The sequence below is a fragment of the Nocardia sp. NPDC059180 genome (assembly GCF_042754945.1).
Lineage (GTDB): Bacteria > Actinomycetota > Actinomycetes > Mycobacteriales > Mycobacteriaceae > Nocardia.
In genome coordinates this window covers 133,147-157,554 of sequence record NZ_JBHZBU010000001.1, presented here as the reverse complement: position 1 = coordinate 157,554, position 24,408 = coordinate 133,147, and the positions used below count along the sequence as shown (strand labels likewise).

Genomic DNA, 24,408 nt, shown 5'->3' with positions numbered 1-24,408 from the left:
GATGCCTGCCGTCCCGGGAGAGGCTGACAGCATGATTCATCAGCACCCGGTATCGCCCCCGATCCGCACCTGGGATGTCGTGCTCGGTGCGGTCCTGTACTCGATCGGCGCCTGCCTTGGCACGTTGGCCGCCTATGTGACGATGTTGTTCGGGATGCTGTCAGGCAGCTGCTCCGCGGATGCCTGCCGGGAGGAGTTCATCTGGTACGGCATGCTGGTGTCCTGGGGCGGAGCCGCATTCGCAGTGCTGGTCGTGCCGCTGATCATGCTGGTACTCGCGCTGCGCAAGCGCCTCATCTGGTACTTGGGCCTGCTGTCGATCGTGATCGTGATCGCGGCATTCCTCGGCGGCCACCAGATCGCGAGCCAGGTGGTCTGATCGGGCGATCGCGGTTGCCGTCGGACGGGTGCCGCTGTCGGCGGCGGGATTGCCGAGCTGCCGATGTCGCCGCACACTCGAACTGTGCGGTGGCGACTTCTGGATCTCGCGCGTGCGGTACCCGCGACCCTGATCGCGGCCGGGTTCGGCTGGGTGGCAGTGCATTTGCTGGACTGGTACGAGCTGTCCGGCCGCGAATCCGTGCGCCCGCATGATCTGACGGCCGCCTATGCCGTCGCTGCCGTCGGCTTCGCGCTCGCGATCGGCGCGGTGGTCGCGGTCCTTGTCGGTGCCGTGCGCGGACGACGTCCGATCGGCTGGGCGCCCCTGATCGGGGTGCCGCTGTTCGCCGGAGCTTGGGTGGGTGGCTTGCTCGTCGCAGTCCTCACCGCGCCGAGTTGAGAGTTTCGTCCGCCCGAAACCGACCCGGGCGGACGCGACCCTCAGTTCAGCCGACGCCCGTCATCGGCCGAGAAGAAGTAGGTGTGATCCGGGTCCGCGGTGAGCCGGACCCGTGCACCCTTGGCCGGCGGGTTACGCCAATCCGCCCGCGCCACAATTGTTTCCCCGCCGCCATCGGTGGCACCATCGGCGACGGTACGGCCGTAGATATAGGCGTCGGAGCCGAGTTCCTCGACCACGTCCACCTCCATCTCGATCCCGACGCCGCCCTTGGTGAGGCCGGAATCTTCCCCGCCGAGCTCCAGGTGTTCCGGACGCACACCGACGGTCACCGAACCATTGCTCGAATCCGCGACCGAACGCGGCAGCGCCAGTTCGTGCCCGCCGAGTTCCACCCGACCGTCGGAGACCGGAAGCGTGAACAGATTCATCGCGGGCGAGCCCATGAACCCGGCGACGAACACGTTCGCCGGATCGCGGTACAGATCACGCGGCGACGCGCACTGCTGCAACAGCCCGTCACGCAGTACCGCCACCCGGTCACCCATGGTCATGGCCTCGACCTGGTCGTGGGTGACGTACACCGTGGTGGTGCCGAGCCTGCGCTGTAACTGCGCGATCTGGGTGCGGGTCTGCACCCGCAGCTTGGCGTCGAGGTTCGACAGCGGCTCGTCCATGAGGAACACCTGCGGCTGGCGCACGATGGCCCGCCCCATCGCCACCCGCTGCCGCTGACCACCGGAGAGTGCCTTGGGCTTGCGGTCCAGGTACGGCTCCAGATCCAGCAGCTTCGCCGCCTCCAGCACGCGCTGCTTGGTCTCCGCCTTGCTCACCTTGGCGAGCTTGAGCGCGAAGCCCATGTTCTCCGCGACGGACATATGCGGGTACAGCGCATAGTTCTGGAACACCATGGCGATATCGCGTTCCTTCGGCTCGGCGTGCGTCACGTCCTTGTCGCCGATCAGAATCCGCCCGCCGTTGACGTCCTCCAGCCCGGCCAGCATGCGCAACGAGGTGGATTTGCCGCATCCCGACGGACCGACCAGCACCAGGAATTCACCATCGGCGATCTCCAGATTCAACTGGTCCACAGCCGCTGTAGCGGCACCCGGATACAACCGGGTGGCATGGTCGAAGGTCACCGTAGCCACGGCAGATCACTTCCCTTCACCGGCAGGAACGTGCCGGACGATCCGAGTAGAGGGTTCCGGCGGATCTTACGTGTCGCTTCCGCGGCGCGCGCTTGCGCGGCCGATCCGGTGGACGGACCGGCCTCACCAGCTCTCTTCTCGCGGAGCTTTCCTTCCTGATGCAGGAGCCGACGATCGTTTCAGCACTACCGGCGGGACGGGCGGCGGTAGCCTCGGTCGGGTAGCCGGCCCCGAGCGACGAGGAGTCAGTGCGATGAGTCGACCGGTTCGTGTGGGAATGCAGCTACAGCCGCAGCATGCGTCCGAATACGGGCTCGTTCGGGACGCCGTGCGGCGGGCCGAGGATGCCGGCGTCGACATCGTCTTCAACTGGGATCATTTCTTCCCGCTCACCGGCGACCCGGACGGCGCGCATTACGAGTGCTGGACCATGCTCGGGGCATTCGCCGAGCAGACCGAGCGGGTGGAGATCGGTGCGCTGGTCACCGGTGGCGGCTACCGGAATCCGGACCTGCTCGCGGATATGGCAAGGACCGTCGACCACATCAGCGGTGGCAGGTTGATCCTCGGGATCGGCGGGGGCTGGTTCGAGCGTGACTATGCCGAGTACGGCTACGAGTTCGGCACCCCGGGCACCCGGCTGGACAAGCTGAAGGGTGCGCTGGCCCGGATCGACGCCCGGCTCGAGAAACTGAATCCGCCGCCCACCCGCGATATCCCGATGCTCATCGGCGGTGGCGGCGAGCGCAAAACGCTGCGCCTGGTCGCCGAGCACGCCGATATCTGGCACAGCTTCGGCGACCTCGCGGTGTTCACCCGCAAGAGCGGCATTCTCGGCGAGCACTGCGCGGCCGCAGGCACCGATCCGGCGCGCATCGAGCGCTCGGTGAGCTGGCCGGGGGCCGGCCGGGCGCCGGAGTTTCTGGCAGCGGGCGCGACGTTGTTCACCGTCGGCGTCAGCGGGCCGGACTACGACCTGAGCCGTGTGGTGGATGCGATCAACTGGCGGGACGAGATCAACCCGGAGCCGGTCAGCGGAATCGCTTGAGCTTGTGTCGGCCAGTGGGGGAGTATCCCGTGTGGCCGAGCGCGGCGGCACCGAGAATCCGCGTGGACGAGTGCGGCGGGAACCGGAGATCACGCGACCGGTCGTGGGAACCACCGGTTAGCAGCGCGTTGTCCCGCAGTCGCGGTGGGGATTTCTCGCACGCTGGTGCAATCGCCCGGAGCGGGCCGGTGCCGTGGTCACCGACCTCCACCCGGCCCGCCATGAACCGGTAGCCGCCGGTTAGCCTGACCTGGACGGCTAGGGTGTTCTCCCATGGCTGGTCTGCTCGCTGTGCGGTCTCGTGCGTTGATCGCCGTGATATTGCTCGCCGTCGTCGCCCTGGCGACGGCCTGCGGTTCCGGTGACGACTCTTCGGCCCGCGACCTGTGCGCCCCACCCGGGGTCGAGGCGGCGTCGGCCGCGCCGACCAACCTGGCGTCACCGACGCGCGCGGGCGTCGACCGGTTCACCACGCCGACGACCGTTCCGCTGGAGTCCATCGACATCAGCAAGCTCGGCCTGATCAGCCCGGGCAAGCTCAGCGTCGGCACACTGTCGGACGCACCGCCGAGCATCTGCGTCAATTCTGCGGGCGCGTTCACCGGCTTCGACAACGAACTACTGCGCGCGGTGGCCGCGAAACTGGGCTTGCAGGTGGAGTTCTCCGGCACCGAGTTCGCCGGCCTGCTGGCGCAGGTGGCGGGCGGGCGCTTCGACGTCGGCTCCTCCAACATCACCACCACCGACGAGCGCAGGCGGATGGTGGACTTCACCAACGGCTACGACTTCGGCTATTTCTCGCTGGTCGTGCGCAACGGCAGTCCGATCGCGGGGTTCGACGATCTGGGCCCGGACAGCCGGGTCGCCGTGGTGCAGGGCACGGTGCAGGACGAGTACGTCGTCAACCAATTGCAGCTGGACCCGGTGAAATTCCCGGACTACAACACCGCCTACGCCAACGTGAAAACCGGCCAGGTGGATGCCTGGGTGGCGCCGTCGGCACAGGCGGAGGGCGCGATCGCACCGGGTGATGGCACCTCGATCGTCGAAAACTCGTTCAGTCTCGACAATTTCGCGGCGTGGGCCGTCGGCAAGAACGAGCAGCCGCTGATCGACGCCCTCAACAGCGGTCTGGACGCGGTGATCGCCGACGGCACCTACGCAAAGCTCTACAGCGAATGGGTGCCGCGTGAGCTCCCACCCGGTTGGAAGCCGGGATCGAAAGCCGCTCCTACGCCCGAACTTCCGGATTTCGCCGCGATCGCCGCCGAACGCGGACCGGTCGAGCAAACTCAGCTCGAGCCCAAATCCACCCTGGAACAACTGCGCGACACCTTCTTCGATTGGTCGCTGTACCGCCAGGCATTTCCCGACCTGTTCAAGACCGGTCTGCCGAATACCCTGATCCTCGCACTGGTTTCGGGTGTACTCGGCACGGTGCTCGGCATGCTGCTCGCGGTGGCGGGCATCTCACGGTCGCGCTGGCTGCGCTGGCCCGCCCGCGTCTACACCGACATCTTCCGTGGCCTGCCCGCGGTGGTGATCATTTTGCTGATCGGTCTAGGTGTTGGTCCGGTGGTTGGCGATCTGACCGGCAACAATCCGTACTGGCTCGGTGCGGTGGCGCTGGCGCTGCTGGCCTCGGCCTATATCGGCGAGATCTTCCGCTCCGGTATCCAGTCGGTCGAACCGGGGCAGCTCGAGGCCGCCCGCGCCATCGGTTTCGGCTACCGCCAGTCGATGACGCTGGTGGTGATCCCGCAGGGCGTGCGGCGTGTGCTGCCCGCGCTGATGAACCAGTTCATCGCGCTGATCAAGGATTCGTCGCTGATCTACTTCCTCGGCCTGCTCGCCTCCCAGCGTGAGCTGTTCGCCGTCGGGCGCGACCTGAACGCACAGACCGGCAACCTGTCGCCGCTGGTCGCGGCCGGTCTGGTGTACCTGCTGCTGACGATCCCGCTCACCCACCTGGTGAACTACATCGACCGGCGGATGCGCACCGGGCGACCCGATCAACCCATCGACCCGGCCGATCAGGCCGCGATCACGGAAGGGCGTGGGTAGATGAGCGCGTCACTCACCGGCACCGGTCTGCGGCTGAAGCTCGGCCACAACGAGATCTTGCGCGGGGTGGACATCCACGTCGACGCGGGTAAGACCACCACCGTCATCGGGCCGTCCGGTTCCGGCAAGTCCACGCTGTTGCGGGTGCTGAACCGGCTGCACGAGCCGGACGCGGGCGACATCCTGCTCGACGGCGAGTCGGTGCTGACCGAGGATCCGGACAAGCTGCGTCAGCGCATCGGGATGGTGTTCCAGCATTTCAACCTGTTCCCGCACAAGACCGTCGCCGACAATGTCGCGCTCGGCCCGCGCAAGCTGCGCGGCCTGTCCAAGGAACAGGCACGAGCGTTGGCCATCGAGCAGCTGGAGGTGGTCGGCCTGGCAGGTAAGGCCGATTCCCGGCCTGCCAATCTGTCCGGCGGCCAGCAGCAGCGGGTGGCGATCGCGCGGGCGCTGGCGATGAAGCCGGAGATCATGTTCTTCGACGAGGCCACCTCGGCGCTCGACCCGGAGCTGGTCAAGGGTGTGCTCGCGCTGATGACGGATCTGGCTTCCGGTGGAATGTCGATGGTCGTGGTGACGCACGAAATGGGTTTCGCGCGAAGCGTTTCCGACAGCGTGGTGTTCATGGACGCAGGTCAGGTGGTGGAGACCGGCAGCCCGGATGCGCTGTTCGACAATGCGGAGACTCCCCGGTTGCGGCGTTTCTTGGACCAGGTGCTCTAGTCGGCTCCACGTCGCGGCTCGTCTCCGTCTGGCGCGGGTGGCTTGCGTCGTGCGCGGCGGCGAGGTGATGCGTCCGGCACGGGTGGTTCGGGCGTGTGCGGGGCGGGGAGTGATGTGTCGGTCGAACGCTGCCGGCGCATTCACCGCTATTTCGTATTCATGCGCACTTGGTAATGTGTGAAGTGCTCTTCGGTTCCACCTGACCCCTGCGGGAAGAAGGATTCTGATGACGACAGCACACGCTCAGCACACCGAACACGAGCACCACCATGGCCCGACCTGCGGTCACGTCGCCGTCCCGCACGGCGACCACGTCGACTACGTCCACGACGGGCATTTGCACCGCGAACACGAGGGCCACTACGACGAATGTGAGCACGCCGGCCACACCGAATGCAGTCCGCACGACCACGTCCATGGCGAGGGCTGCGGGCATGTGGCGGTTCCGCACGGCGATCACGTCGACTACATCCACGACGGTCACCGTCACGCGCGGCACGACGGGCACTACGACGAGCACTGAGGTTCTCCCCATCCGTGCCGTTCACGGCACCGAATGGGTAATATGTTCAACATGAGTACACACAGTTTGCGTGATCTTCGGATGCAGCTGGGTGCGATCGTGCGCGGTGTTGCCGCGACCGGGGAGGAAGCGATCATCACCGACAGCGGCAGCGAGGTTGCGGTGATCATCTCGATGGCCGACTACGAGCGGCTGCACGAGCACGCCGATCTGATCGACGCGCTGCGCCTACGGGATATGAGGGCGGCGGATTACACGGCGATGTCGATGTCGGACATGCTCGATCAGCTGGGTGTGGACCCGGCTGAGCTGCTGGCCTCGTGAACGTCGAGTTCCATCCCGACGTCCTGAAACAACTGCAAAAGCTGCCTCGCGATGTGCTCGAGGCGGCGCTGCACGCGATCATCGCGCTGACCAAGGATCCGCGGCCCTCCGGCGCCAAAAAGCTGGTCGGACGCAGCGATTGGCGAGTTCGAATCGGCCAGTACCGCATCGTCTACGAGATCGATGACGCCGAGTCGATCATCCGTATCTTCGCGGTCGCCAAACGCTCCGACGTCTATCGCTGAGCGGATATCGTCCCGACCGAGGAGGTGGATCGTGGATATCAAGAAGGTGAATCAGGAGACGATCGCGAAGTTCCGGGCGGGCGAGGACCCCGACGGGATGCATCGGGATCGGTTGGTCCTGCTCACAACGGTCGGTCGGCGGACTGGGAAGCCGTACACGGCCCCGATGATGTTCCACCGCGACGGTGATCGCCTCCTGGTGATCGCGTCGAGCATGGGTGCCCCGCAGCACCCGGACTGGTACCGCAACCTGGTCCGCAGCCCGGCGGTTGTCGTCGAAGTGGGCGACGAGACCTACGACGCGCAGGCATTGCCGCTCGAGGGCGAGGAACGCGAGCGTGTCTGGCAGATGCTGAAGCAGACCTACCCCTGGTTCGTCGACCACGAGAAGAGAACCGACCGCATCATCCCAGTGGTGGCCCTGACCAGGACCTAGCAGACCTCCAACCCTCGGCCGAACCTGCGAGTGGTACATGGCTGCGGGGTCTTCTCGACGTTTGCCGCAGCCATGTACCACTCGCTGCCGAGTTGTTAGAGGTGGGTGACGCGGGTCAGGGGCGGGCGCGAATCGTTGGCTCGCCTGTCGGGCCGGAGTGCGATGCTCGCATCTCGGCGGACCCCGCACCTCGGGAGGTTACTGCGGCGATCATGGCGGCGATTCCGATGGCGCCGACGGCGATCGCGGCGGTGGCCGGCCAGCCGAACCACTCGACGGCCGCTGCGCCGCAAGCGGTGCCGAGGCTGCCGCCTACGAAGTACACCAGCATGTAGGCGCTGTTGAAACGGGCGGGAGCGGCGGGGTCGATGGCGAGGACGGTGCTCTGATTCGCCACTTGAGCGGCGAAGAGGCCCGCATCGAAAAGTGCCAGGCAGACCAGCGTCACGATGATGTTCTCGAGGGCGAGTCCGGCGACGACAGCGGTGACGCCTGCCAACGCCAGGCCGGCCAGGATGACGCGTGGTGCGCCCACTCGGTCGGTCCAGACGCCCGCGACCTGCGTCGCCGGAATTCCCGCGAGCCCCGCCAAGGCGAACAGGCCGATCTGCTCTGCCGAGTACGAGAACGGCGGCTCCGAAAGCGCGACCGCGAGCCCGGCCCACACTGCGCAGAACGCGAAGAACCACAGCGCGCCGCGTATCGCCGCAACCCGCAGAGTTGCGTGCCGCACGAACAATCCGGGGAGGGAGCGCAGCGTCGCGAGATAGCGGAGTTCGGCTGTGCCTATGGTGTCCGGCAGAGCAATCAGGCAACACCCGGCCGCAATCAGGCAAGCGGCAGCGAAAACCAGAAGCATTCCGCGCCAGCCGATCTCGTCGGACAGCCACCCTCCCGCGATTCGCCCCGCGAGAATCCCGGCCGAGATCCCAGCCGTGACGATGCCGAGGATCGTGGCCCGCTGCCGTGCCGGTGCGAGTCGGCCCGCCAACGAACTGAGACTCGCGCCGACAGCCGAGCATGCGCCGATCACGCCGATCATCAGCCCCAACTGCCACGCACGACCAGCGGCCGCGCCCACCGCCAACGCGACTGCCAGCGCGCCGAATTGGATCGCGAGCATCCGTCCGGGCGGGAATCGGTCGATCAGCGGGACTAGCAGACCGAGTCCCACCAGATACCCGACCGGACCACACGCAAGCGCAAACCCGACCGCGGCGATCGACGAATGCAACGCTCCCGCCACATCCGCGATAGCCGGTTGCAGGGGGTAAATGGTGGACGTTCCGAGCGCGGCCGCAAGCGACATGAACAGTACGACCGGGCCGCGCAGCCGACGGTCATCACGTATCTCGGTGGCAGGAATATTCACAACGAAAGACGTTACGAATCACCAGCTCTGGACGCTGGCGGGATATCGACGCCACCGTCACCGAGGTTGCCGCGGATTCCGTTCGGATCTAGGACATACCCAGTCCTACTTCGCCAATAGAGTGGAGACAACAGCGAAACAGCATTGAAAGGAACCCCACCATGACCGATCTGCGCAACGGCGTCCCGACCGGCTACACCAGCGTCGCCCCCTGGGTCGTCACCTCCGACACCGGTGCATTCCTGGACTTCGTCACACAGGCGTTCAACGGCGAGGAGATCGCCCGGGTGGCGACCGAGGACGGATCGATCGGTCACGGTGAGATCCGGGTCGGCGACACCGTCGTGCTGGCCTTCGACAGCCGGCCGGAGTGGCCGGCCATGCCGAGCCTGCTGCGCGTGTTCGTTCCGGACGCGGACGAGGCGTTCGCGAAGTCGATCGCCGCCGGCGCCCAGGTGGTCACCGAGCTGGGAGACTCCGCGTTCGGTCAGCGCGGCGGGCGCGTCAAGGATCCGTTCGGCAACATCTGGTGGGTGACAAGCCATGTCGAGGACGTCGCCGAGGACGTGGTCTGGCAGCGGATGCAGGACCCGGTGTACGCCGAACAGATGAAGGTGGCACAGGCGACGCTCGACGCCGAGCTGAGCGGCAGGACGCAGGGACGCAGCAGCGCGCCGGTGCGTTAACGCTTGTCGCGCCAGTGAAGATGGTCCGGAGCGGCACCGCGAGAACCTCGCGGTTCCGCTCGTCGGCTTGGGTCACACGGACTTGAATGAGTTGCTCCGACGACTCGCGGAAGGGGTGGCATTGGCAACGTATCCCCGAGGCAGGTAATTACGCCGCCCCCCGGATGATCGATGATCCGGTTAGCTACAGTGCAGAACAACTGTCTGAGCCACCCCATGGTCGCGTACGCCGAAGCAGTCTGTCCGACGTGATCACCGTAGTGAGGGTCAGGGGCGGCCGTCATTGCTGGGAAGAATGATCGGCAGCGCCGCAGCCAAGTGCCACTCGGCGAGTCAGGCGGTAACACCCAATCGCACTGCGAGCGAGCGGGCTTCGCGTTCGATGATCTTTCCGCCGTGCGTGACCAGCTCGGCCGCGAGATTGCGAGACATCGGGTGGCAGGTCATCGACTCCTCGGAGATGGCCGTGGCGGTTCGCAGGGCGCCGAGGGTGCCGAGCCAGTCCTTCTGCTGGCCGTATGCGCGCGACAGCTCGAGCCATAGCCGGGCGCGGCGGTCGATGCTCGGCATGGCGTCCGGGTCTACCACGGACGCGGCTTCGAGTGCGCCGCCGGATCTGCGCATATCCACCATGACCGATACGGCCGTCACTTCAATATTGACGACGCCGAACAAGGTCCAAGGGTGCGCCGAGCCATCGGGAAGCGCACGAGCCATCGACATTGCCGAGTCGATGCCGCGCAGTGCGTCGCCTTCGCGCCCGAGGCGGGCGGCGGTGATCGCGCCGTGCAGGTGGCAGGCGCCCCAGAGGGCCTGCGCTTCCTTGCTGTCGTCGAGTCGCGGCTCGAGCAGCGCAACAGCGTCCTGCGCCAATCGGTAGGCGTCTTCCTCGCGGCTCGTCGAACGCCAGACATTGCCGAGCACCCAGGATGCCGAGGCGAGTGTGACTGGGTCGTCGGCGATTTCGGCTGCGGCCATGCACCGATCGGCTGCCAGCCACAGGAGCGGTGCGTCGGCCACCCACGCGAGTACCTGCTCGGACAGCGCATATGCCCCGGACAATGCGGCGGCCGCCGCGCGGCGTTCGTCTCCCTCGAGGGTGCGCAGCCCGCACCTGCCCTCGCGGATCAGCTCGGGCAACATCGCGCCTGCGTCGGCGCGCGGCGTGGACGATGTGTGCCACAGCCGCCACGCCCGATCGACGCGGGCCCGGAGTTCGTCTGGGGTGATCGTCGGCGCTGTCGGGGTGAGATCGACCGATTCGATCGCTTCGCGGATTGCGGGAACCACGGGATGTCCGGCCCGTCGAGACAGACCGACCAGCAGCTCATGGTCCCCGGTCAGCTCGGTGAGGTCGCGAACGCCGAGCGCTTGGCCGAGCTTGAGCAGCATCTCTAGACCCGGTGCGCCTTGGCGCCCACGCTCGACGTCGCGCAGCCATTCCTCGGATCGGCCGACCAGGCCTGCGACAACGGCGCGGGACTTACCCGTTCGGGTGCGGATGGTTTGGATTCGCTCGCCGATCGAGCGTCCGGCGAGTTCGTCAGGTTTCGGCATATGCCTGTCCTTCTTCGCGGATCCGGATCCTTCACGGACGTCCACCTGCCCGTCGGCTGTGGACGAGTGTTCCGCGAAGCGTTGAACACCAGGATAGCTGCGGTTGGTGCACCCGGTGAGGGATCGAATCCCCTGACAGGGCGGGGAATTTCCCCCACCTCGAGTGGTGGGTTGCTGGTACCGGTCCAGCACACGGGAGCAGCGGAACCTTTTCTCGCCCCCGTCGCCGGGTGCGTGCCCCGTTTCCCCGGCGCCGGGTGGTTCCCAACAACCATCAACTGCAGGGGGATTGGATGTCGGACTACATTGCCGCGTTCGCTGTGGCGGGCTCGGTCGCTGTCTTACTTCTCGGCTTGATCTACGTCCTCCCCTACACCTTCGGCGAGGACGAACCGCCGATCACCGCTCGAGCACCCCGGATGTCGGCGCGAACAGCGCACAGCACGATGCAGGTGCATCGGCGGTGCAGTATCGAAGACTGTCCGCATAAGCGTGATGCCTACCGAACCCTGGTCGCGCTCGGTGCGATCACTCCGGATCGGCGGGCCGAGCGGTTCGTGCGGTGATCGATCCGGAGGACGAGACTTGTGGGTGGGTGCAGTGGGACGACGGCACCTGGTCGGCGGTCGACCAGTACGGCATGCCGGGTGAGCGGCGCACTCTGGAGGAGATTCTTCAGGCTTGGGAAGGTGGTGAGCCGGTGTGACCGACACTTATCGGCGACGGTTTTCCCCAGCACAGTCAGGTAACTGAGGGTTGCCTAATTCGATCGACGTTCATCTTGTCGTCGTCTCCGACTCTCCCTCGTGGTCTACCGTGCGGCCGTCAGCTTGATCCAGGAGGCACCGTGAGCTTCACCCCACTCGCCCTATTCGTGCAGCACGACGGCAGATCGTCGCGCTCCGCAGTCACCTGCGCCTATAAGTGCGGTAACGCCTGCTTCCACGAGGTGTCCAACAAATCCTCGGGCGAGTACTTCGGTGACATCGTGGCCGCCATGTCGCGGCGTGGGGTGCTCAAGGGCAGTGCGGCCGCAGTGCTGGCGGTGGGCGCGGGTAGTTTGCTCGCTGCTTGCGGTGACGACGGCGCCGGGGCTGCGTCCAACGGCGAGGCCGGGTCGGGCACCGGGTTCACACCGGTGGCGCCGAACAAGCAAGACGCCGTCGTCGTCCCGGAGGGCTACGAGCAGGGCGTGGTGATTCGCTGGGGTGATCCGATCTTCGAGAACGCGCCGCAGTTCGACTTCGATAAACAGACCGCCGCCGCCCAGGCCAAGCAGTTCGGCTACAACAACGACTTCGCCGCTCTGCTGCCCATCGAGGGTCAGGCCAACCGCTACTTGCTGGTGGTCAATCACGAGTACACCACCGAGCCCTTCATGTTCAAGGGCTTCAACGGCGACACCATGACACCCGAACAGTTCGGCATCGCCATTGCCGCGCATGGTCTTTCGGTGGTGGAGGTCGTGGGCGAGTCGGGTTCGGGCAAACTCGCCCCGGCCTTCGGCAAGTACAACCGGCGCATCACCGCCGATACCGAATTCCTGCTCACCGGTCCGGCGGCGGGCAGCGACTTCGTGAAGACGTCCGCGGACCCGACCGGGACCAAGGTCGCGGGAACGTTCGCCAACTGTGCCGGTGGCGTGACCCCTTGGGGCACTGTGCTTTCCGGTGAGGAGAACTTCAACGGCTACTTTGTCGGCAAGCCTGCCGATCCGGTGGCTGCCGAGCGGGCCGAGCGCTACGGCGTCGGCGAGGTCGATGCCCCGCACTTCTGGGAGAAGTTCGACAAGCGCTTCGATGTGGCGCAGGAACCGAACGAGTCCAACCGATTCGGTTACGTGGTGGAGATCGACCCGTGGGATCCGGCGTCGACTCCGGTCAAGCATTCCGCGCTCGGCCGCAACAAGCACGAATCGGCCAATATCCACGTCACCGAGGACGGCACCGTGGTCGCCTACAGCGGCGACGACGAGCGCTTCGAGTACATGTACAAGTTCGTCTCGTCCCGTAAGGTCCAGCCCGGCACCGGCGCGGCGAGCCGCCGCCACAACATGACCATCCTGGACGCGGGCACCCTCTACGTCGCCAAGCTCACCGGCGATCACCCCGACCGCATCGACGGCTCCGGCAACGTCCCCTCCGACCAAGGCTTCACCGGTAACGGCCAGTGGGTTCCGATCCTGGAGACCGCCGAAGACGGCAGCGCGAAATCACTGATCGACGGGATGTCCGCGCAGGAGGTCGCGGTATTCACCCGCCTGGCCGGCGACAAGGTGGGCGCCACCAAGATGGACCGCCCGGAGGACTTCGAGGCCAACCCGAAGACCGGCAAGGTCTACGTCGCGCTGACCAACAACACCAAGCGCGGCGAGGACGGTAAGGCAGGCGTCGACGAGGCCAATCCGCGCATTAAGAACAAGAACGGCCAGATCCTCGAGATCACCGACGATCACAAGGGCACCGACTTCACCTGGTCGCTGCTGCTGGTCTGTGGCGATCCGGCGGCGGCCGACACCTACTACGGCGGTTTCGACAAGACCGAGGTCAGCCCGATCTCCTGCCCGGACAACGTCGCCTTCGACCCGTACGGCAACCTGTGGATCTCCACCGACGGCAATGCGCTGAAGTCGAACGACGGGCTGTTCGCGGTGACGCTCGAGGGCGAGCGCCGCGGCGAGACCAAGCAGTTCCTGACCGTGCCCGCGGGCGGTGAGACCTGCGGACCGGTGGTCACCGAGCAGCGGGTGCTGGTGTGTGTCCAGCATCCGGGCGAAGAGGACGGCGCCTCCGCCGACGCGCCCGTCTCGCACTGGCCCGACGGCGGCGATACTCAGCCGCGGCCGTCCGTGGTTGCGGTGTGGAAGGCCGACGGCGGTCGCATCGGCATGTAGCGCGGGGTTCGGCGGTGGTCAGCTGCTGCCGAACAATCCCGCCATATTCGCGAACTGCGCGAAGTTGCCCTGAGCGCCGCTGTAGACGTTCACGTCGGTTCCGCCGGCAATTCCGGGTACGGACCCGCTGTCGGTGGTCTGCCAGAACGTCCACGCGGGCCAGCCACCCGGCACCTCCGGCTGTGGATTGCCGCGATAGTCGGCGATCCACAGTGGGTAGCGATGGAACTGATTGCTGTCGGCCATCGCGGTGCGCCAGAAGGTGGGATAGGTGTAGATGATCGGCACCCGGCCGGTCAGTGCCTGGACGGTGTTGAGGTATCGGTGCGTCCAGTCGATCAGCGCGGCCGGTGTCAGCCCGCCGGAATCCTCCAGATCGAGCACCGGCGGCAGATCCAGCGGTCCGTTCTGGCCGAGCACGACCGCCGCGTACATCGCGGCCTGCGGTTCGGGCGGCAGATTCGGCCGCGCGTAATGGTATGTCCCGCGCGCCACACCCGCGGCGCGCATCAGCACGCTGTCCGGCACGAAGTACGGGTTGATGTAGCTGAGTCCCTCGGTCGCCTTCACCATCGCGAAGTCGTGCCCGGACCGCTTCACCGCGAACCAGTCGATCATCCGCCCGTCGATGTGCTGCCACGACGAGACATCGGGCCCGGTTTGCTCGGCGTGCGCCGTCGAAGGCAGGGTCGCGGTGAGAATGCTGCCCGCGGTGATCGCGGACAACGCAAGGCTGCAGGTCGCTCTCCAGCGGGTGCTGTTCATGCCGTCCGACGATAGCCACCGGACGCGAATGTGACCAGTGTTACATCTGAGGCTTTTGCCGAATGTTCACTCGTGAGGGTGCACAGCGAGAAACGAAGGTCGCTCGGCTCAGGTGGCCGGCTGGCAGGTGTCGCGCAGCGAGCACGCCCCGCACGACTGCCCGCAACCGCCGGTCTCCGCGGGCGGGGCGAGGGTGGTGGCCGCACGAGCACCGGCGTTGGCGCCCGCACCGAGGGTGAACAGGGCGATGACCCCGACACCGAGCGCGATCAGCACAACCGCGAAACCACCGGCGGCCAGCGTCACGAGCCCACCGCAGAACAGCAGGGCGCCCGCGGCGAGGGAGGTGGGGGCGGCGATCTTGTTGGCGACGCGGAAGACTTCGTCGGTGCTGAGCGCCTCGTCGGTGTGCACGCCGACAAATCGGTTGCGGGGCAGTTTGCCCGCCAGTCCCAGCACGCCGATCGCCAGCGCTACCGCAGCCAGCAGGAACAGGATGATGGGGACGACAACCACCTCAGCAGGCTACCGTAGGCGCTCTCACCAGCGGTCGACCGCTCCCCGGAGGTCGGCGCGATCGTGGTGGGCATCACGGACCATCCACCCGAGCAGCCCCTTTTTGGGGTTGTCAAGTCCCAAGACTTACCCTGTTCGACGACGCAATTTCTCCCGATCGGCGAGCAAAGAAGGCAGGACCGTGCAGGACACCCGTGCAACCGACCCTGCGGCCGGGCAGACCGCCGCGACCGATGACGCACCTGCGCACCGCTACACCGCCGAGCTCGCCGGCCGAATCGAGCGCCGCTGGCAGCAGAACTGGACCGAGCGCGGCACCTTCCACGCGCCCAACCCGGTAGGTCCGCTGGCCGGGCCGACGCCGCCGGACAAGCTGTTCGTGCAGGACATGTTCCCGTACCCGTCCGGCGCGGGCCTGCACGTCGGTCACCCGCTGGGCTACATCGCCACCGATGTGTTCGCCCGCTATCACCGGATGCACGGCCGCAACGTGCTGCACGCGCTGGGTTACGACGCCTTCGGCCTGCCCGCCGAGCAGTACGCGGTGCAGACCGGTGCGCATCCGCGCGACACCACCGAATCCAATATCGCGACCATGCAGGGTCAGCTGGATCGGCTGGGTCTCGGGCACGACCGCCGCCGCTCCTTCGCGACCACCGATCCCGAGTACTACAAGTGGACGCAGTGGATCTTCCTGCGCATCTACAACGCCTGGTACGACCAGGAACTGGATCGCGCCCGCCCCATCGCGGAACTGGAAGAACAGTTCGCCTCGGGTGCGCGTGCGGTCCCGGACGACAAGGACTGGGCGAGCCTGTCCGCCGCCGAGCGCCGCGCCCTGATCGACTCCTATCGCCTGGTGTACCAAACGGATTCGGTGGTCAACTGGTGCCCCGGCCTTGGCACGGTGCTGTCCAACGAAGAGGTCACCGCCGAGGGTCGCAGTGAGCGCGGCAACTTCCCGGTATTCCGTAAGCGCCTGTGGCAGTGGATGATGCGAATCACCTCCTACTCCGACCGCCTGGTCGACGATCTGGATCGGCTGGACTGGCCGGAGAACGTCAAGGCCATGCAGCGCAACTGGATCGGGCGTTCGCGCGGTGCGCAGGTGCGTTTCGCGGCCGATGGTCACGAGCTCGAGGTCTTCACCACCCGCCCGGACACCCTGTTCGGCGCCACCTATGTGGTGCTGGCACCCGAGCACGAGCTGGCCGATCAGCTGACCGCGGCCGCCTGGCCCGAGGGCGTCGACCCGCGCTGGACCAACGGCGGGGCCGCGACTCCGGCCGAGGCCGTGGCCGACTACCGCAAGGCGATCGCCGCGAAGTCGGATCTGGAGCGGCAGGAGAACAAGGAGAAGACCGGCGTCTTCCTCGGCAGCTACGCGACCAACCCGGTCAACGGCGCGCAGGTGCCGATCTTCGTCGCCGACTATGTGCTCAGCGGTTACGGCACCGGCGCGATCATGGCCGTCCCCGGCCACGACCAGCGCGACTGGGAGTTCGCGACCGCGTTCGGCCTGCCCATCGTCGAGGTGATCTCCGGTGGCGATGTCACCGAGGCCGCCTACTCCGGTGACGGCGCCCTGGTGAACTCCGGCTATCTGGACGGCCTGAGCGTCGACGAGGCCAAGGCCACCGTCATCGGCCGCCTGGAAGCCGACGGTCACGGCACCGGCACCGTGCAGTACAAGCTGCGCGACTGGCTGTTCGCCCGGCAGCGCTACTGGGGCGAGCCGTTCCCCATCGTCTACGACGAGGACGGTGCCCCGCACGCCCTGCCGGAATCGATGCTGCCCGTGCAGCTTCCGGAGCTGGACGATTTCGCGCCGGTCACCTTCGACCCCGACGACGCCGACTCCGAGCCGTCGCCGCCGCTGGCCAAGGCCACCGACTGGGTGCACGTCGAACTCGATCTGGGTGACGGTCCGAAGAAGTACCGGCGCGACACCAATGTCATGCCGAACTGGGCGGGCAGCTCCTGGTATCAGCTGCGCTATGCCGACCCGTCGAACCAGGAAACGTTCTGCGCCAAGGAGAACGAGCAGTACTGGCTGGGTCCGCGCGCCGAAGGCCACGGTCCCGACGATCCGGGCGGCGTCGACTTGTACGTCGGTGGTGTCGAGCATGCCGTGCTGCATCTGCTGTATGCGCGGTTCTGGCAGAAGGTGCTGTTCGACCTGGGTGATGTCTCCGGTTGCGAGCCGTACCGTCGCCTGTTCAACCAGGGCTACATCCAGGCCTACGCCTACACCGACGCCCGTGGCGCCTATGTACCTGCGGCCGAGGTCGTCGAGCGGGACGGCAAGTTCTTCTGGACCGATGCCTCCGGCACCGAGATCGAGGTGAACCAGGAATACGGCAAGATCGGCAAGTCGCTGAAGAACGCCATCTCCCCGGACGAGATCTGCGATCAGTACGGCGCCGATACCTTCCGTTTCTACGAGATGTCGATGGGTCCGCTGGACACCTCGCGGCCGTGGGCGACCAAGGATGTCGTCGGCGCGCACCGTTTCCTGCAGCGGGTCTGGCGTCTGGTGGTGGACGAGGAGACCGGCGCCGTGCGCATCACCGACGCTGCGCCGTCGGATGAGACGCTGCGTCTGCTGCACAAGACGATCGCCGGTGTCGATGAGGATCTGGCCGCACTGCGCGACAACACCGCAGGTGCCAAGCTGATCGAGCTGACCAACCACCTCACCAAGGCCTACCCGGATGGCGCGCCGCGCACGGTGGTCGAGCCGGTGGTGCTGATGCTGGCCCCGCTGGCTCCGCACATCACCGAGGAACTGTGGGAGCGCCTCGGCCACACCACCGCACTGGCCCACGGCCCCTTCCCGATCGCCGATCCGGCGCTGCTGGTCGACGAGTCGGTGGAGTACCCGATCCAGGTGAAGGGCAAGGTGCGCAGCCGGATTCAGGTGCCCGCCGATGCCGATCCCGCTGAGATCGAGGCCGCGGCGCTGGCCGATGAGAAGATCGCGGCGCTGCTCGAAGGCGCGGCTCCACGCAAGATCATCGTGGTGCCGGGCCGAATGGTGAATATCGTCCCCTGAGCAGCGTTCAGGCCTGAACCCGCAATACGTCGTTCAGCGTGACCAGCGACAGATTGCGTTCCCGGATGACGTCCACAAGCTGCCCGTAGCAACGCGTGACCGGCGCAAAGTTCGCGTGCCCGATGATGATGGTCTGCGGGTTGAAATACTTTCGCGCGCATTCCATCAGGTAGGCCTCGGTGATCAGGCCGGAGTCCGACAGCGAGCCGTACCACATGACGGGCACGGTGTAGCCGAGGTCGGCGGCGATGCTGTCGACGGTCGCGTTGTGCCTGCCGAACGGCGGACGATAGTAGGGCGCGCCGTCGACCCCGAAGGTGTTCCACAGGAACGTCTTACAGCGCTCCAGCTGGGAAGCAGCCGCTGACGCGGAGCCGGCGGTGAGGTCGGCGTGATCCCAGGTGTGGTTGCCCAGTTGGATCTGTCCGGAATCGACCAGCGGACGCAATTCGTCGCGGTGGGCGCTCCAGGAGTCGTAGTAGGCGGTGACGAAGAAGGTGAATCGTGCGCCGGTGTCCTTGGCGAATCTGATGTAGGCGCCGACGACTTCGGAACTCGCTCCGTCATCAACGGTGAGCGCCATATTGTTCCCCGCCCCGGGCAGCGCGGTAATTGTGGCGGCCGGAATCGGCGTCTTCGGCCCACCCGGCGGTGGCGGCAGCAGCGGCGGCGGCACCGGCGCCGGGACGGGCACCTCCGGCATCCCGGCCACCACCGGCTCACCCTGCGCCGCACTGCACCCGGACACAGCCATCGCGGTCCCCGCGGCCAACATCGACAACATCTGGCGTCTGTCCATCACGCAACCCCGCTCGTTCAACCGAACTCGTGCTACGAAAAGGCCCCACTGACATGCTGTTATGCAGCGCAGACTCTACCGGTGCGGATCCGCTTTCCCCGGGATCGCCACACACCTGCGCCGTACCTACAGCGCACGCTCGTCGCCGCGCTGGACTGCCCGATCCCGCCACCGACCTCGTCGGCCGCCTCGAAGTACCGCAGCAGTAAACGAAATACTGGCCGGATGGGAGCATTGAGCATCTGGCATATCCTCGTCCTGATCGTCCTTCTCGCGATGATCGCAGGGGTCGGCACCCTCGTCTTCGCCATCATCAAGGCATCAGGCTCGGGCTCCCGACCCGTTGGGCGTCCGCCGGCTGCGATGGCACCGGGGTGGTATCCCGATCATGCCGACCCCAGCCTTCTTCGTTGGTTCGACGGACAGCAGTGGACTCCGCAGACCCAACCACGTGCCTGACGCGCCGGGTGGCGCATCGGACCAACAGCATCCAGGGTTTACCGCGCGATCGGGCGCAGGATGATCTCCGTCGGGTGCCCGTCGCGCGGCGTCTCGATGGCATTGCGCACAGCGCCCGCGACAGTCTCGGCGGTGAGGAATTCCTCCGGGCGGTACTCGCGCCCCTCGCCCGCGACGATCTCGCGCTGCATATCGGTGGCGATACGGCCGGGATGGATGGAAGTGACGCGCAGAACGGGTTCCTCGAGGCGCAGGGCGTCGCCGAATGCGCGCATGGCGAACTTGCTTGCCGCGTATGAGGCCCAGCCTGCGTTGGCGCGCAGGCCGGCACCGGAATTGATCAGCACCACATGGCCGTTCGCGGCGCGTAGAGCGGGCAGCAGCAGGCGGGTCAGCTCCGCCACCGCGATGATGTTGGCGTCCATCGTCGTACGCCACTGCTCCACCGAGGATTCGGCGATGGTGCCGAGATCGGCGACGCCCGCGTTGTGCACCAGGACGTCCAGCCGCTCGATCGATGCGACGGCTTCGGCGACTGCCGGATAGTCGGTGAGCTCGACCGGAACCCCGGTGGCGTCGGGCAGCTCGGCCAGGATCGGTTCGAGGGACTCCGCTGATCGCGCGCCGAGCAGCAGATCGTGGGTCGGTGCGAGGGCGCGAGCGATCGCGGCACCGAGACCGCGAGCTGCGCCGGTGATCAACGCCTTCGGGCGCGCCGATTCGGATGCGGAGGCAGTGGTCATGGGGCCAACGCTAGCGGGCGGGTCAGGCGCAGCCGCGGGCATCCGGGGCGAGCCCGCGCGGAGCCGCTGGGTCGCTGAAGCGCGCGTCGGCCGGAGACAGCGGTCAGCGGGCCATGAGGGAGGCAGGCGCCGAGCAACGCCGCCGTCCGACAGGCCCGGCCCGCCATTCGGATATGCACCGCGCCCTCCGCGAGGTAGTTTCGCCCTATGACGGATCCGTCGCACAACTACGGGCGGGAAGACCCGCACCAACAGCCGTACACGCAGCCGTACACCCAGCACTCACAGCAGCAGCACGGGCAGCAGCAGTACGCACAGCAGCCGCAGCAGTACGGGCAGGAACCGCAACGGCAGATGCCGCAGATCAATCTGGGCAGACTCTGGGCGGGCGGTCTCGGTACGGCCGTTGTCGTCGCGCTGGTGATCGTCGTCGCGATCATGCTGGTCCGCGGGATTTTGAAGATCTCGGTGCTCTCGCCCGAAGGGGCGGGCGCCTACGGCACGGTCTCGACCACCTCCTACGCGGTGGCCGGTGCCGCTGCCGCCATCGCCGCCACCGGTCTGCTGAACCTGCTGCTGGCCTTCATGCCGAGCCCCATGCAGTTCTACTACTGGATCACCGGCCTGCTCACCGCACTGGCGGTGCTGCTGCCCTTCACCCTGGTCGCCGATCTGGACGCGAAGATCGCCACCGCGGTGATCAACCTGATCGCCGGACTCTGCATCATCACGTTGCTCGGCTCGATCGGCGCCAGCGCGATCCAGCGGCCGCAGCAGCAGTACTGATCGGCACCGTCGGCTCCGCTCGGCATCGTGCCGGAGCCGGCGCTCGGCCGCTGGTCGCCTCACGGCGGACGGATCGGTGGCGCACCGGAAACGCCGCGCCCATGGCCGCGTAACTCCCGAACCCGACCTGCGCTAGGCCTACCGCCGTCGACGTCACCGGTGTCCAAGGACTTCCGGCCGCGTGAATACCGGCGCGGCCCGGTCTGGCCTGTGATGACGTGGCTGCCGTGACCCGCAGGCCGAATCGTCGTGGCGGTAGGTCCCATTCGTCCGGATACTGGGTGAAACGTCATGGCAGGTCGGAGGCTCGGATATGACACTTGCACAGCGGATCACACCCGATGTGGTCGCGGCGGGGGAGACCTGGGGAATTTCCGGCGGCGACTTCCTGCTGGTCTACATCCCGGTCGCGGTGCTCGCCATCGCGGCGAGCCTGTATTTGCGGTTCAAGTCCGTCTACCGGCAGGCGTCCGCTTCGGATAGCCCGTCGCTGGAGAAGCTGACCGCTCCGGAGACCGCGATGCTGTTCGGCAAGCAGCGTGCGGTGACCGCGGCCGTGACCTTGCTGCGCAGCCATGAGCTCATCGATTCGGATGCGACTCCGACCCGGACCCCGACGTCGGCCGAACGCGCACAGCTGGACTGGTTCACCAGCGCGATCTACGGCGTGCTCGGGTACAGGAAGCAGACGATCGCCGATATCACCAAGGCCGCCTCCGAGCCGGTGAAGCAACTGCGAACCTCGCTGGTCGAGCGTGGATATATCCCCAGCGATGCCGATCGGCGCGAGGCGCGTGACGCCGTCATGCCGATCCTGATCGTCGGCATCCTCGGCCTTGTCCGGTTCATCGCGGGGATCATCGCGGGCAACCCGTCGGGATTCCTGGTGCTGTGCCTGATGGTATTGGCATTCTGCGGGTGGTGGGTGGTGTCCCCGGACTCGCTGACCCCGCGCGGTGCGGCCGCCAAGGCGCGCGCCATTACCGATAATTCGCATCTGCGGCCGTCGAATTCGCCCGCGTACACCACCTACGGTGTCGGCGCGGCTGCGGTCGCGGTCGCGATATTCGGTGTGGCCGCCCTGACGTTGCTCGACCCCGGTCTCGCGCAGGCCGTTGAGCCCCCGAACGATGGCGCCGATACCGGTAGCGGCGACGGCGGTGGTGGTGACGGCGGCGGCTGCGGTGGCGGTGGTTGCGGTGGCTGTGGTGGTTGCGGCGGATGAGATCGTGAACGGTCTGCTGCCCGACGGGGCGCTCGGCATCGGCTGGCGGCCCGAGATCTGCGGGCTGATCGACCAGCTCGACGGTCTCGACTTCTGTGAGGTGATCGCGGAATCGCTGTCGGGGTCAGCGAGCGTGCCACCCGAGTTGGCGGCGTTGCGCGCGCGGGGGACCGTCGTTGTGCCGCATGGTGTCACGCTGTCGCTCGGCGGGGTCGATCCGGTGGATGAACAGCGGATCGCCCACCTCGCGGAGTGCGCGAACCGGGTATCCGCGCCGCTGGTGAGCGAGCACGTCGCGTTCGTGCGCGCCGGTGGGCTCGAAGCCGGCCATCTGCTGCCTGTGCCGCGCACTCGCGCTTCCTTGGAGGTGCTGACGCGCAATATTGCCCGTACGCAGAACGATCTGCCGGTGCCGCTCGCGGTCGAGAACATCGCCGCACTGTTCAACTGGCCCGACGACGAATTCACCGAAGCGGAATTCCTCACCGAACTGGTCGAACGCACCGGCGTGTATCTGCTGATCGATATCGCGAATGTGTACGCCAATGCCCGCAACCGCGCCCGCGACCCCCTCACCGAACTACTGCGCCTGCCCACCGATCGCCTCGCCTACTGTCATGTCGCGGGCGGTACCGATACCGGCGGGTACTACCACGACACCCACCAGCACCCGGTCCCCGCCGAAGTGCTCGACCTGGTCGCCGAATTCACCGTTGGATGCCCGGCGCCCTTGATGCTCGAACGCGACGGCAACTATCCGCCGGCGGACGAACTCCTCGACGAACTCGACGCCATCGCCAATGCCGGTGCGCGCGCACCGATTACCGCCCGTGCGCGCTCAGTCCGCTCACCCCAGGGGAGGAGACCATGACTCCCGGCGTTTCCGGAAGTGCCCGGGACGGCTGGACGGGCACACCCATCGACACGCTCGGCGAACAACAGGCCGCCCTGGTCCGCGCGCTGGTCGCGGGCGATGCGACCCCTCCTGGATTCGACGACGAAGCCCTCCGCGCCGCCGAAACGGCCCTGCTCCGGAAGCGTGCCGGAATCCTCGCTCGGCACAATCCGATGCTCGCCGACGCGGCAGGCCCAGCCTTCGAGCAGGAGTTCGCCTCCTGGGCGCGCGGACGACCGAAGATCTCGACCGACGCCGAGATTGCCGGTTTTGCCGAACACTTGGGAATCCGGCTGCCCGGCAGCAACACCCGCCTCGCCTGCATTTTCCGCAGCTTCATCCGCCGAATGCGGCCTCGCCGAGCCCGGTAGCAGGTTTCGTCCAGTTCTCAATTACTCATATTGGAACTCGCTACTTCAAAAACAGGAAGTAACGAGCTATGCTGATGAACCTCACGACCAGGAGGTGCCATGGCGAGGCGGGAGATCGGGTCGATTCAACCCATGTTCGCGGGCGCCGCCGACCAAGCCGTCGACTGGTTGGCGGGTACGTCGCGGCCGGTGCCCGCCACCTCGTGATTCGCCTGGCTACCGAACACCACGATGAGGGCCTGGAGGAATTCGCCGACCAGGTGCTGCCCACACTGCGAGAGAAGGATTCGCAATGACAACATTCGTTCTCGTCCACGGCGCATGGCACGGCCCATGGGCATGGTCGCGAGTAGTCCCGCTGCTGCACGCCGCCGGGGCGCGCACCCGCACGCCTGATCTCAGCGCCGTCGGGGACCACGGCCTCCACGACCACGCCGCCATCGTTGCCGCCGCCCTGGATACCGCACGGGACGACGAGATCGTGCTGGTCGGGCACAGCTATTCGGGGCTGGTCGTGCGGGAGGCGGCCGATGCCCGCCCTGATGTGGTCAGCCATATCGTCCTGGTGGACGGATGGGCGGGAGGCAACGGGGTCAGCATGTTCGACCTCGCTCCCGAAGCCTTCGTCACCTCCGTTCGGGCGGCGGCCGAGGCGCGCGGGGGTGGTCGGCAGATTCCGGCACCCCCTCCTGCGGCATTCGGCATCCTCGACGCCGACGACGCGGAATGGCTGAGTGCGCGCCTGCTCCCACAGCCACTGCGCGCATTCGCTGAACCCACCCACCTCAGCGGAGCTGTCGACCGGATCCCCGGCACCGCGATCTACTGCAGGCCACAGACCTATCCGTTCGAACGGTTCGGTGCGGCCCTCGGCTATCGGACCCGCGCGCTGGACGGTGCACACGACGTGATGCTGACCCACCCCGAATCGCTCACACAGATGCTCCTGGACGCTTCGCTCCTGCAAAATCAGGAAGCGTGAAGTTTA

28 protein-coding genes and 1 pseudogene are annotated in these 24,408 nt (G+C 66.8%); 21 read left to right on the top strand and 8 right to left on the bottom strand.

The window, feature by feature from the left end:
* Positions 1–31 precede the first annotated feature (31 nt).
* Both ACFXNW_RS00755 and ACFXNW_RS00750 read left to right on the top strand, forming a co-directional pair.
* Positions 32–379, top strand: coding sequence for a hypothetical protein (locus tag ACFXNW_RS00755; protein ID WP_379414873.1), 348 nt, complete (start codon positions 32–34; stop codon positions 377–379).
* Positions 380–463: 84 nt separating this feature from the next.
* A complete protein-coding gene (locus ACFXNW_RS00750; protein ID WP_379414871.1) occupies positions 464–781 on the top strand; it encodes a hypothetical protein in 318 nt (105 codons plus the stop codon).
* Between the two features lie 41 nt (positions 782–822).
* On the opposite strand, the gene ACFXNW_RS00745 is transcribed toward ACFXNW_RS00750, so the two are convergent.
* A complete protein-coding gene (locus tag ACFXNW_RS00745) occupies positions 823–1,932 on the bottom strand; it encodes an ABC transporter ATP-binding protein (RefSeq protein ID WP_379414869.1) in 1,110 nt (369 codons plus the stop codon).
* Between the two features lie 253 nt (positions 1,933–2,185).
* Here ACFXNW_RS00745 and ACFXNW_RS00740 point away from each other — a divergent pair, with 253 nt between their 5' ends.
* From ACFXNW_RS00740 to ACFXNW_RS00710, 7 genes are all read left to right on the top strand, one after another.
* The gene (locus tag ACFXNW_RS00740) at positions 2,186–2,980 is read left to right on the top strand and encodes an LLM class F420-dependent oxidoreductase (RefSeq protein ID WP_379414868.1); all 795 of its coding nucleotides are present in this window, start codon (positions 2,186–2,188) and stop codon (positions 2,978–2,980) included.
* Between the two features lie 273 nt (positions 2,981–3,253).
* Entirely contained in the window at positions 3,254–5,044 is a 1,791-nt protein-coding gene (locus tag ACFXNW_RS00735; RefSeq protein WP_379414866.1) for an ABC transporter substrate-binding protein/permease, read from the top strand.
* Positions 5,045–5,770: an amino acid ABC transporter ATP-binding protein gene (locus ACFXNW_RS00730; RefSeq protein WP_379414864.1), complete on the top strand. Its 726-nt coding sequence runs from the start codon at positions 5,045–5,047 to the stop codon at positions 5,768–5,770.
* 226 nt (positions 5,771–5,996) lie between these two features.
* Positions 5,997–6,293: a hypothetical protein gene (locus ACFXNW_RS00725; protein WP_379414862.1), complete on the top strand. Its 297-nt coding sequence runs from the start codon at positions 5,997–5,999 to the stop codon at positions 6,291–6,293.
* A 51-nt stretch (positions 6,294–6,344) separates the two neighbouring features.
* A complete protein-coding gene (locus ACFXNW_RS00720) occupies positions 6,345–6,617 on the top strand; it encodes a type II toxin-antitoxin system Phd/YefM family antitoxin (protein ID WP_379414860.1) in 273 nt (90 codons plus the stop codon).
* Positions 6,614–6,862 (top strand): type II toxin-antitoxin system RelE/ParE family toxin, encoded by a 249-nt coding sequence (locus ACFXNW_RS00715; RefSeq protein ID WP_379414858.1) that lies wholly within the window; start codon positions 6,614–6,616, stop codon positions 6,860–6,862. Before ACFXNW_RS00720 ends, ACFXNW_RS00715 begins: the two co-directional genes overlap by 4 nt.
* A 31-nt stretch (positions 6,863–6,893) precedes the next feature.
* Positions 6,894–7,298, top strand: coding sequence for a nitroreductase family deazaflavin-dependent oxidoreductase (locus ACFXNW_RS00710; RefSeq protein ID WP_379414856.1), 405 nt, complete (start codon positions 6,894–6,896; stop codon positions 7,296–7,298).
* Positions 7,299–7,413: 115 nt separating this feature from the next.
* Here the strand turns inward: ACFXNW_RS00710 and ACFXNW_RS00705 are convergent, their stop codons facing one another.
* Positions 7,414–8,670, bottom strand: a complete 1,257-nt coding sequence (locus ACFXNW_RS00705; RefSeq protein WP_379414855.1) for an MFS transporter — start codon at positions 8,668–8,670, stop codon at positions 7,414–7,416.
* Between the two features lie 161 nt (positions 8,671–8,831).
* Between ACFXNW_RS00705 and ACFXNW_RS00700 the strand changes: the two genes are divergently transcribed.
* A complete protein-coding gene (locus tag ACFXNW_RS00700) occupies positions 8,832–9,356 on the top strand; it encodes a VOC family protein (protein ID WP_379414853.1) in 525 nt (174 codons plus the stop codon).
* A gap of 333 nt (positions 9,357–9,689) precedes the next feature.
* Here the strand turns inward: ACFXNW_RS00700 and ACFXNW_RS00695 are convergent, their stop codons facing one another.
* Entirely contained in the window at positions 9,690–10,913 is a 1,224-nt protein-coding gene (locus tag ACFXNW_RS00695; RefSeq protein WP_379414852.1) for a helix-turn-helix domain-containing protein, read from the bottom strand.
* A 293-nt stretch (positions 10,914–11,206) separates the two neighbouring features.
* On the opposite strand from ACFXNW_RS00695, the gene ACFXNW_RS00690 reads away from it, so the two are divergent.
* The 3 genes from ACFXNW_RS00690 (at position 11,207) to ACFXNW_RS00680 (ending at position 13,806) form a co-directional block, all read left to right on the top strand.
* Positions 11,207–11,479: a hypothetical protein gene (locus tag ACFXNW_RS00690; RefSeq protein WP_379414851.1), complete on the top strand. Its 273-nt coding sequence runs from the start codon at positions 11,207–11,209 to the stop codon at positions 11,477–11,479.
* Entirely contained in the window at positions 11,476–11,619 is a 144-nt protein-coding gene (locus ACFXNW_RS00685) for a hypothetical protein (protein ID WP_379414849.1), read from the top strand. Before ACFXNW_RS00690 ends, ACFXNW_RS00685 begins: the two co-directional genes overlap by 4 nt.
* A gap of 141 nt (positions 11,620–11,760) precedes the next feature.
* On the top strand, positions 11,761–13,806 hold the full coding sequence (locus ACFXNW_RS00680) for a PhoX family protein (RefSeq protein WP_379414847.1): 2,046 nt from the start codon (positions 11,761–11,763) through the stop codon (positions 13,804–13,806).
* Between the two features lie 18 nt (positions 13,807–13,824).
* Here ACFXNW_RS00680 and ACFXNW_RS00675 read toward each other — a convergent pair whose 3' ends face one another.
* Together ACFXNW_RS00675 and ACFXNW_RS00670 are read right to left on the bottom strand one after the other, a co-directional pair.
* Positions 13,825–14,571 (bottom strand): glycoside hydrolase family 25 protein, encoded by a 747-nt coding sequence (locus tag ACFXNW_RS00675; protein ID WP_379414846.1) that lies wholly within the window; start codon positions 14,569–14,571, stop codon positions 13,825–13,827.
* Positions 14,572–14,679: 108 nt separating this feature from the next.
* Entirely contained in the window at positions 14,680–15,087 is a 408-nt protein-coding gene (locus tag ACFXNW_RS00670) for an SdpI family protein (protein WP_379414844.1), read from the bottom strand.
* 181 nt (positions 15,088–15,268) lie between these two features.
* Between ACFXNW_RS00670 and leuS the strand changes: the two genes are divergently transcribed.
* The gene (gene leuS, locus ACFXNW_RS00665; protein ID WP_379414842.1) at positions 15,269–18,142 is read left to right on the top strand and encodes a leucine--tRNA ligase; all 2,874 of its coding nucleotides are present in this window, start codon (positions 15,269–15,271) and stop codon (positions 18,140–18,142) included.
* A gap of 7 nt (positions 18,143–18,149) precedes the next feature.
* Here the strand turns inward: leuS and ACFXNW_RS00660 are convergent, their stop codons facing one another.
* The gene (locus ACFXNW_RS00660) at positions 18,150–18,941 is read right to left on the bottom strand and encodes a polysaccharide deacetylase family protein (RefSeq protein ID WP_379414841.1); all 792 of its coding nucleotides are present in this window, start codon (positions 18,939–18,941) and stop codon (positions 18,150–18,152) included.
* Between the two features lie 225 nt (positions 18,942–19,166).
* On the opposite strand from ACFXNW_RS00660, the gene ACFXNW_RS00655 reads away from it, so the two are divergent.
* Positions 19,167–19,400, top strand: coding sequence for a DUF2510 domain-containing protein (locus tag ACFXNW_RS00655; protein WP_379414839.1), 234 nt, complete (start codon positions 19,167–19,169; stop codon positions 19,398–19,400).
* Between the two features lie 38 nt (positions 19,401–19,438).
* Here the strand turns inward: ACFXNW_RS00655 and ACFXNW_RS00650 are convergent, their stop codons facing one another.
* A complete protein-coding gene (locus ACFXNW_RS00650) occupies positions 19,439–20,143 on the bottom strand; it encodes an SDR family oxidoreductase (RefSeq protein ID WP_379414837.1) in 705 nt (234 codons plus the stop codon).
* Between the two features lie 207 nt (positions 20,144–20,350).
* On the opposite strand from ACFXNW_RS00650, the gene ACFXNW_RS00645 reads away from it, so the two are divergent.
* The 5 genes and pseudogenes from ACFXNW_RS00645 to ACFXNW_RS00625 all read left to right on the top strand — a co-directional run bounded on the left by ACFXNW_RS00645 (position 20,351) and on the right by ACFXNW_RS00625 (position 23,420).
* A complete protein-coding gene (locus ACFXNW_RS00645) occupies positions 20,351–20,929 on the top strand; it encodes a DUF6069 family protein (protein ID WP_379414835.1) in 579 nt (192 codons plus the stop codon).
* A 138-nt stretch (positions 20,930–21,067) separates the two neighbouring features.
* A pseudogene (locus tag ACFXNW_RS00640) lies at positions 21,068–21,154 on the top strand (hypothetical protein); the annotation flags it as partial.
* Positions 21,155–21,242: 88 nt separating this feature from the next.
* Positions 21,243–22,154, top strand: coding sequence for a TIGR04222 domain-containing membrane protein (locus ACFXNW_RS00635; protein ID WP_379414833.1), 912 nt, complete (start codon positions 21,243–21,245; stop codon positions 22,152–22,154).
* A 4-nt stretch (positions 22,155–22,158) separates the two neighbouring features.
* The gene (locus ACFXNW_RS00630; protein ID WP_379416229.1) at positions 22,159–23,025 is read left to right on the top strand and encodes a DUF692 domain-containing protein; all 867 of its coding nucleotides are present in this window, start codon (positions 22,159–22,161) and stop codon (positions 23,023–23,025) included.
* On the top strand, positions 23,022–23,420 hold the full coding sequence (locus tag ACFXNW_RS00625) for a hypothetical protein (protein ID WP_379414832.1): 399 nt from the start codon (positions 23,022–23,024) through the stop codon (positions 23,418–23,420). The genes ACFXNW_RS00630 and ACFXNW_RS00625 overlap by 4 nt, the downstream gene beginning before the upstream one ends.
* Before the next feature lie 125 nt (positions 23,421–23,545).
* Here the strand turns inward: ACFXNW_RS00625 and ACFXNW_RS00620 are convergent, their stop codons facing one another.
* A complete protein-coding gene (locus ACFXNW_RS00620) occupies positions 23,546–23,722 on the bottom strand; it encodes a hypothetical protein (protein ID WP_379414831.1) in 177 nt (58 codons plus the stop codon).
* Here ACFXNW_RS00620 and ACFXNW_RS00615 point away from each other — a divergent pair.
* Entirely contained in the window at positions 23,713–24,402 is a 690-nt protein-coding gene (locus ACFXNW_RS00615) for an alpha/beta fold hydrolase (RefSeq protein WP_379414830.1), read from the top strand. The genes ACFXNW_RS00620 and ACFXNW_RS00615 overlap by 10 nt on opposite strands.
* Positions 24,403–24,408: the final 6 nt, after the last annotated feature.

What these genes read in the sequence shown, in the direction of transcription:
- ACFXNW_RS00720 (WP_379414860.1), top strand. Translation starts at nt 6,345, where the DNA reads ATGAGTACACACAGTTTGCGTGATCTTCGGATGCAGCTGGGTGCGATC.
- ACFXNW_RS00645 (WP_379414835.1), top strand. Translation starts at nt 20,351, where the DNA reads ATGACGGATCCGTCGCACAACTACGGGCGGGAAGACCCGCACCAACAG.
- ACFXNW_RS00675 (WP_379414846.1), bottom strand. Translation starts at nt 14,571, where the DNA reads ATGAACAGCACCCGCTGGAGAGCGACCTGCAGCCTTGCGTTGTCCGCG.
- ACFXNW_RS00725 (WP_379414862.1), top strand. Translation starts at nt 5,997, where the DNA reads ATGACGACAGCACACGCTCAGCACACCGAACACGAGCACCACCATGGC.
- ACFXNW_RS00730 (WP_379414864.1), top strand. Translation starts at nt 5,045, where the DNA reads ATGAGCGCGTCACTCACCGGCACCGGTCTGCGGCTGAAGCTCGGCCAC.
- ACFXNW_RS00635 (WP_379414833.1), top strand. Translation starts at nt 21,243, where the DNA reads ATGACACTTGCACAGCGGATCACACCCGATGTGGTCGCGGCGGGGGAG.
- ACFXNW_RS00695 (WP_379414852.1), bottom strand. Translation starts at nt 10,913, where the DNA reads ATGCCGAAACCTGACGAACTCGCCGGACGCTCGATCGGCGAGCGAATC.
- ACFXNW_RS00690 (WP_379414851.1), top strand. Translation starts at nt 11,207, where the DNA reads ATGTCGGACTACATTGCCGCGTTCGCTGTGGCGGGCTCGGTCGCTGTC.
- ACFXNW_RS00660 (WP_379414841.1), bottom strand. Translation starts at nt 18,941, where the DNA reads ATGGACAGACGCCAGATGTTGTCGATGTTGGCCGCGGGGACCGCGATG.
- ACFXNW_RS00735 (WP_379414866.1), top strand. Translation starts at nt 3,254, where the DNA reads ATGGCTGGTCTGCTCGCTGTGCGGTCTCGTGCGTTGATCGCCGTGATA.
- ACFXNW_RS00655 (WP_379414839.1), top strand. Translation starts at nt 19,167, where the DNA reads ATGGGAGCATTGAGCATCTGGCATATCCTCGTCCTGATCGTCCTTCTC.
- ACFXNW_RS00615 (WP_379414830.1), top strand. Translation starts at nt 23,713, where the DNA reads ATGACAACATTCGTTCTCGTCCACGGCGCATGGCACGGCCCATGGGCA.
- ACFXNW_RS00625 (WP_379414832.1), top strand. Translation starts at nt 23,022, where the DNA reads ATGACTCCCGGCGTTTCCGGAAGTGCCCGGGACGGCTGGACGGGCACA.
- ACFXNW_RS00650 (WP_379414837.1), bottom strand. Translation starts at nt 20,143, where the DNA reads ATGACCACTGCCTCCGCATCCGAATCGGCGCGCCCGAAGGCGTTGATC.
- ACFXNW_RS00620 (WP_379414831.1), bottom strand. Translation starts at nt 23,722, where the DNA reads ATGTTGTCATTGCGAATCCTTCTCTCGCAGTGTGGGCAGCACCTGGTC.
- ACFXNW_RS00740 (WP_379414868.1), top strand. Translation starts at nt 2,186, where the DNA reads ATGAGTCGACCGGTTCGTGTGGGAATGCAGCTACAGCCGCAGCATGCG.
- ACFXNW_RS00700 (WP_379414853.1), top strand. Translation starts at nt 8,832, where the DNA reads ATGACCGATCTGCGCAACGGCGTCCCGACCGGCTACACCAGCGTCGCC.
- ACFXNW_RS00755 (WP_379414873.1), top strand. Translation starts at nt 32, where the DNA reads ATGATTCATCAGCACCCGGTATCGCCCCCGATCCGCACCTGGGATGTC.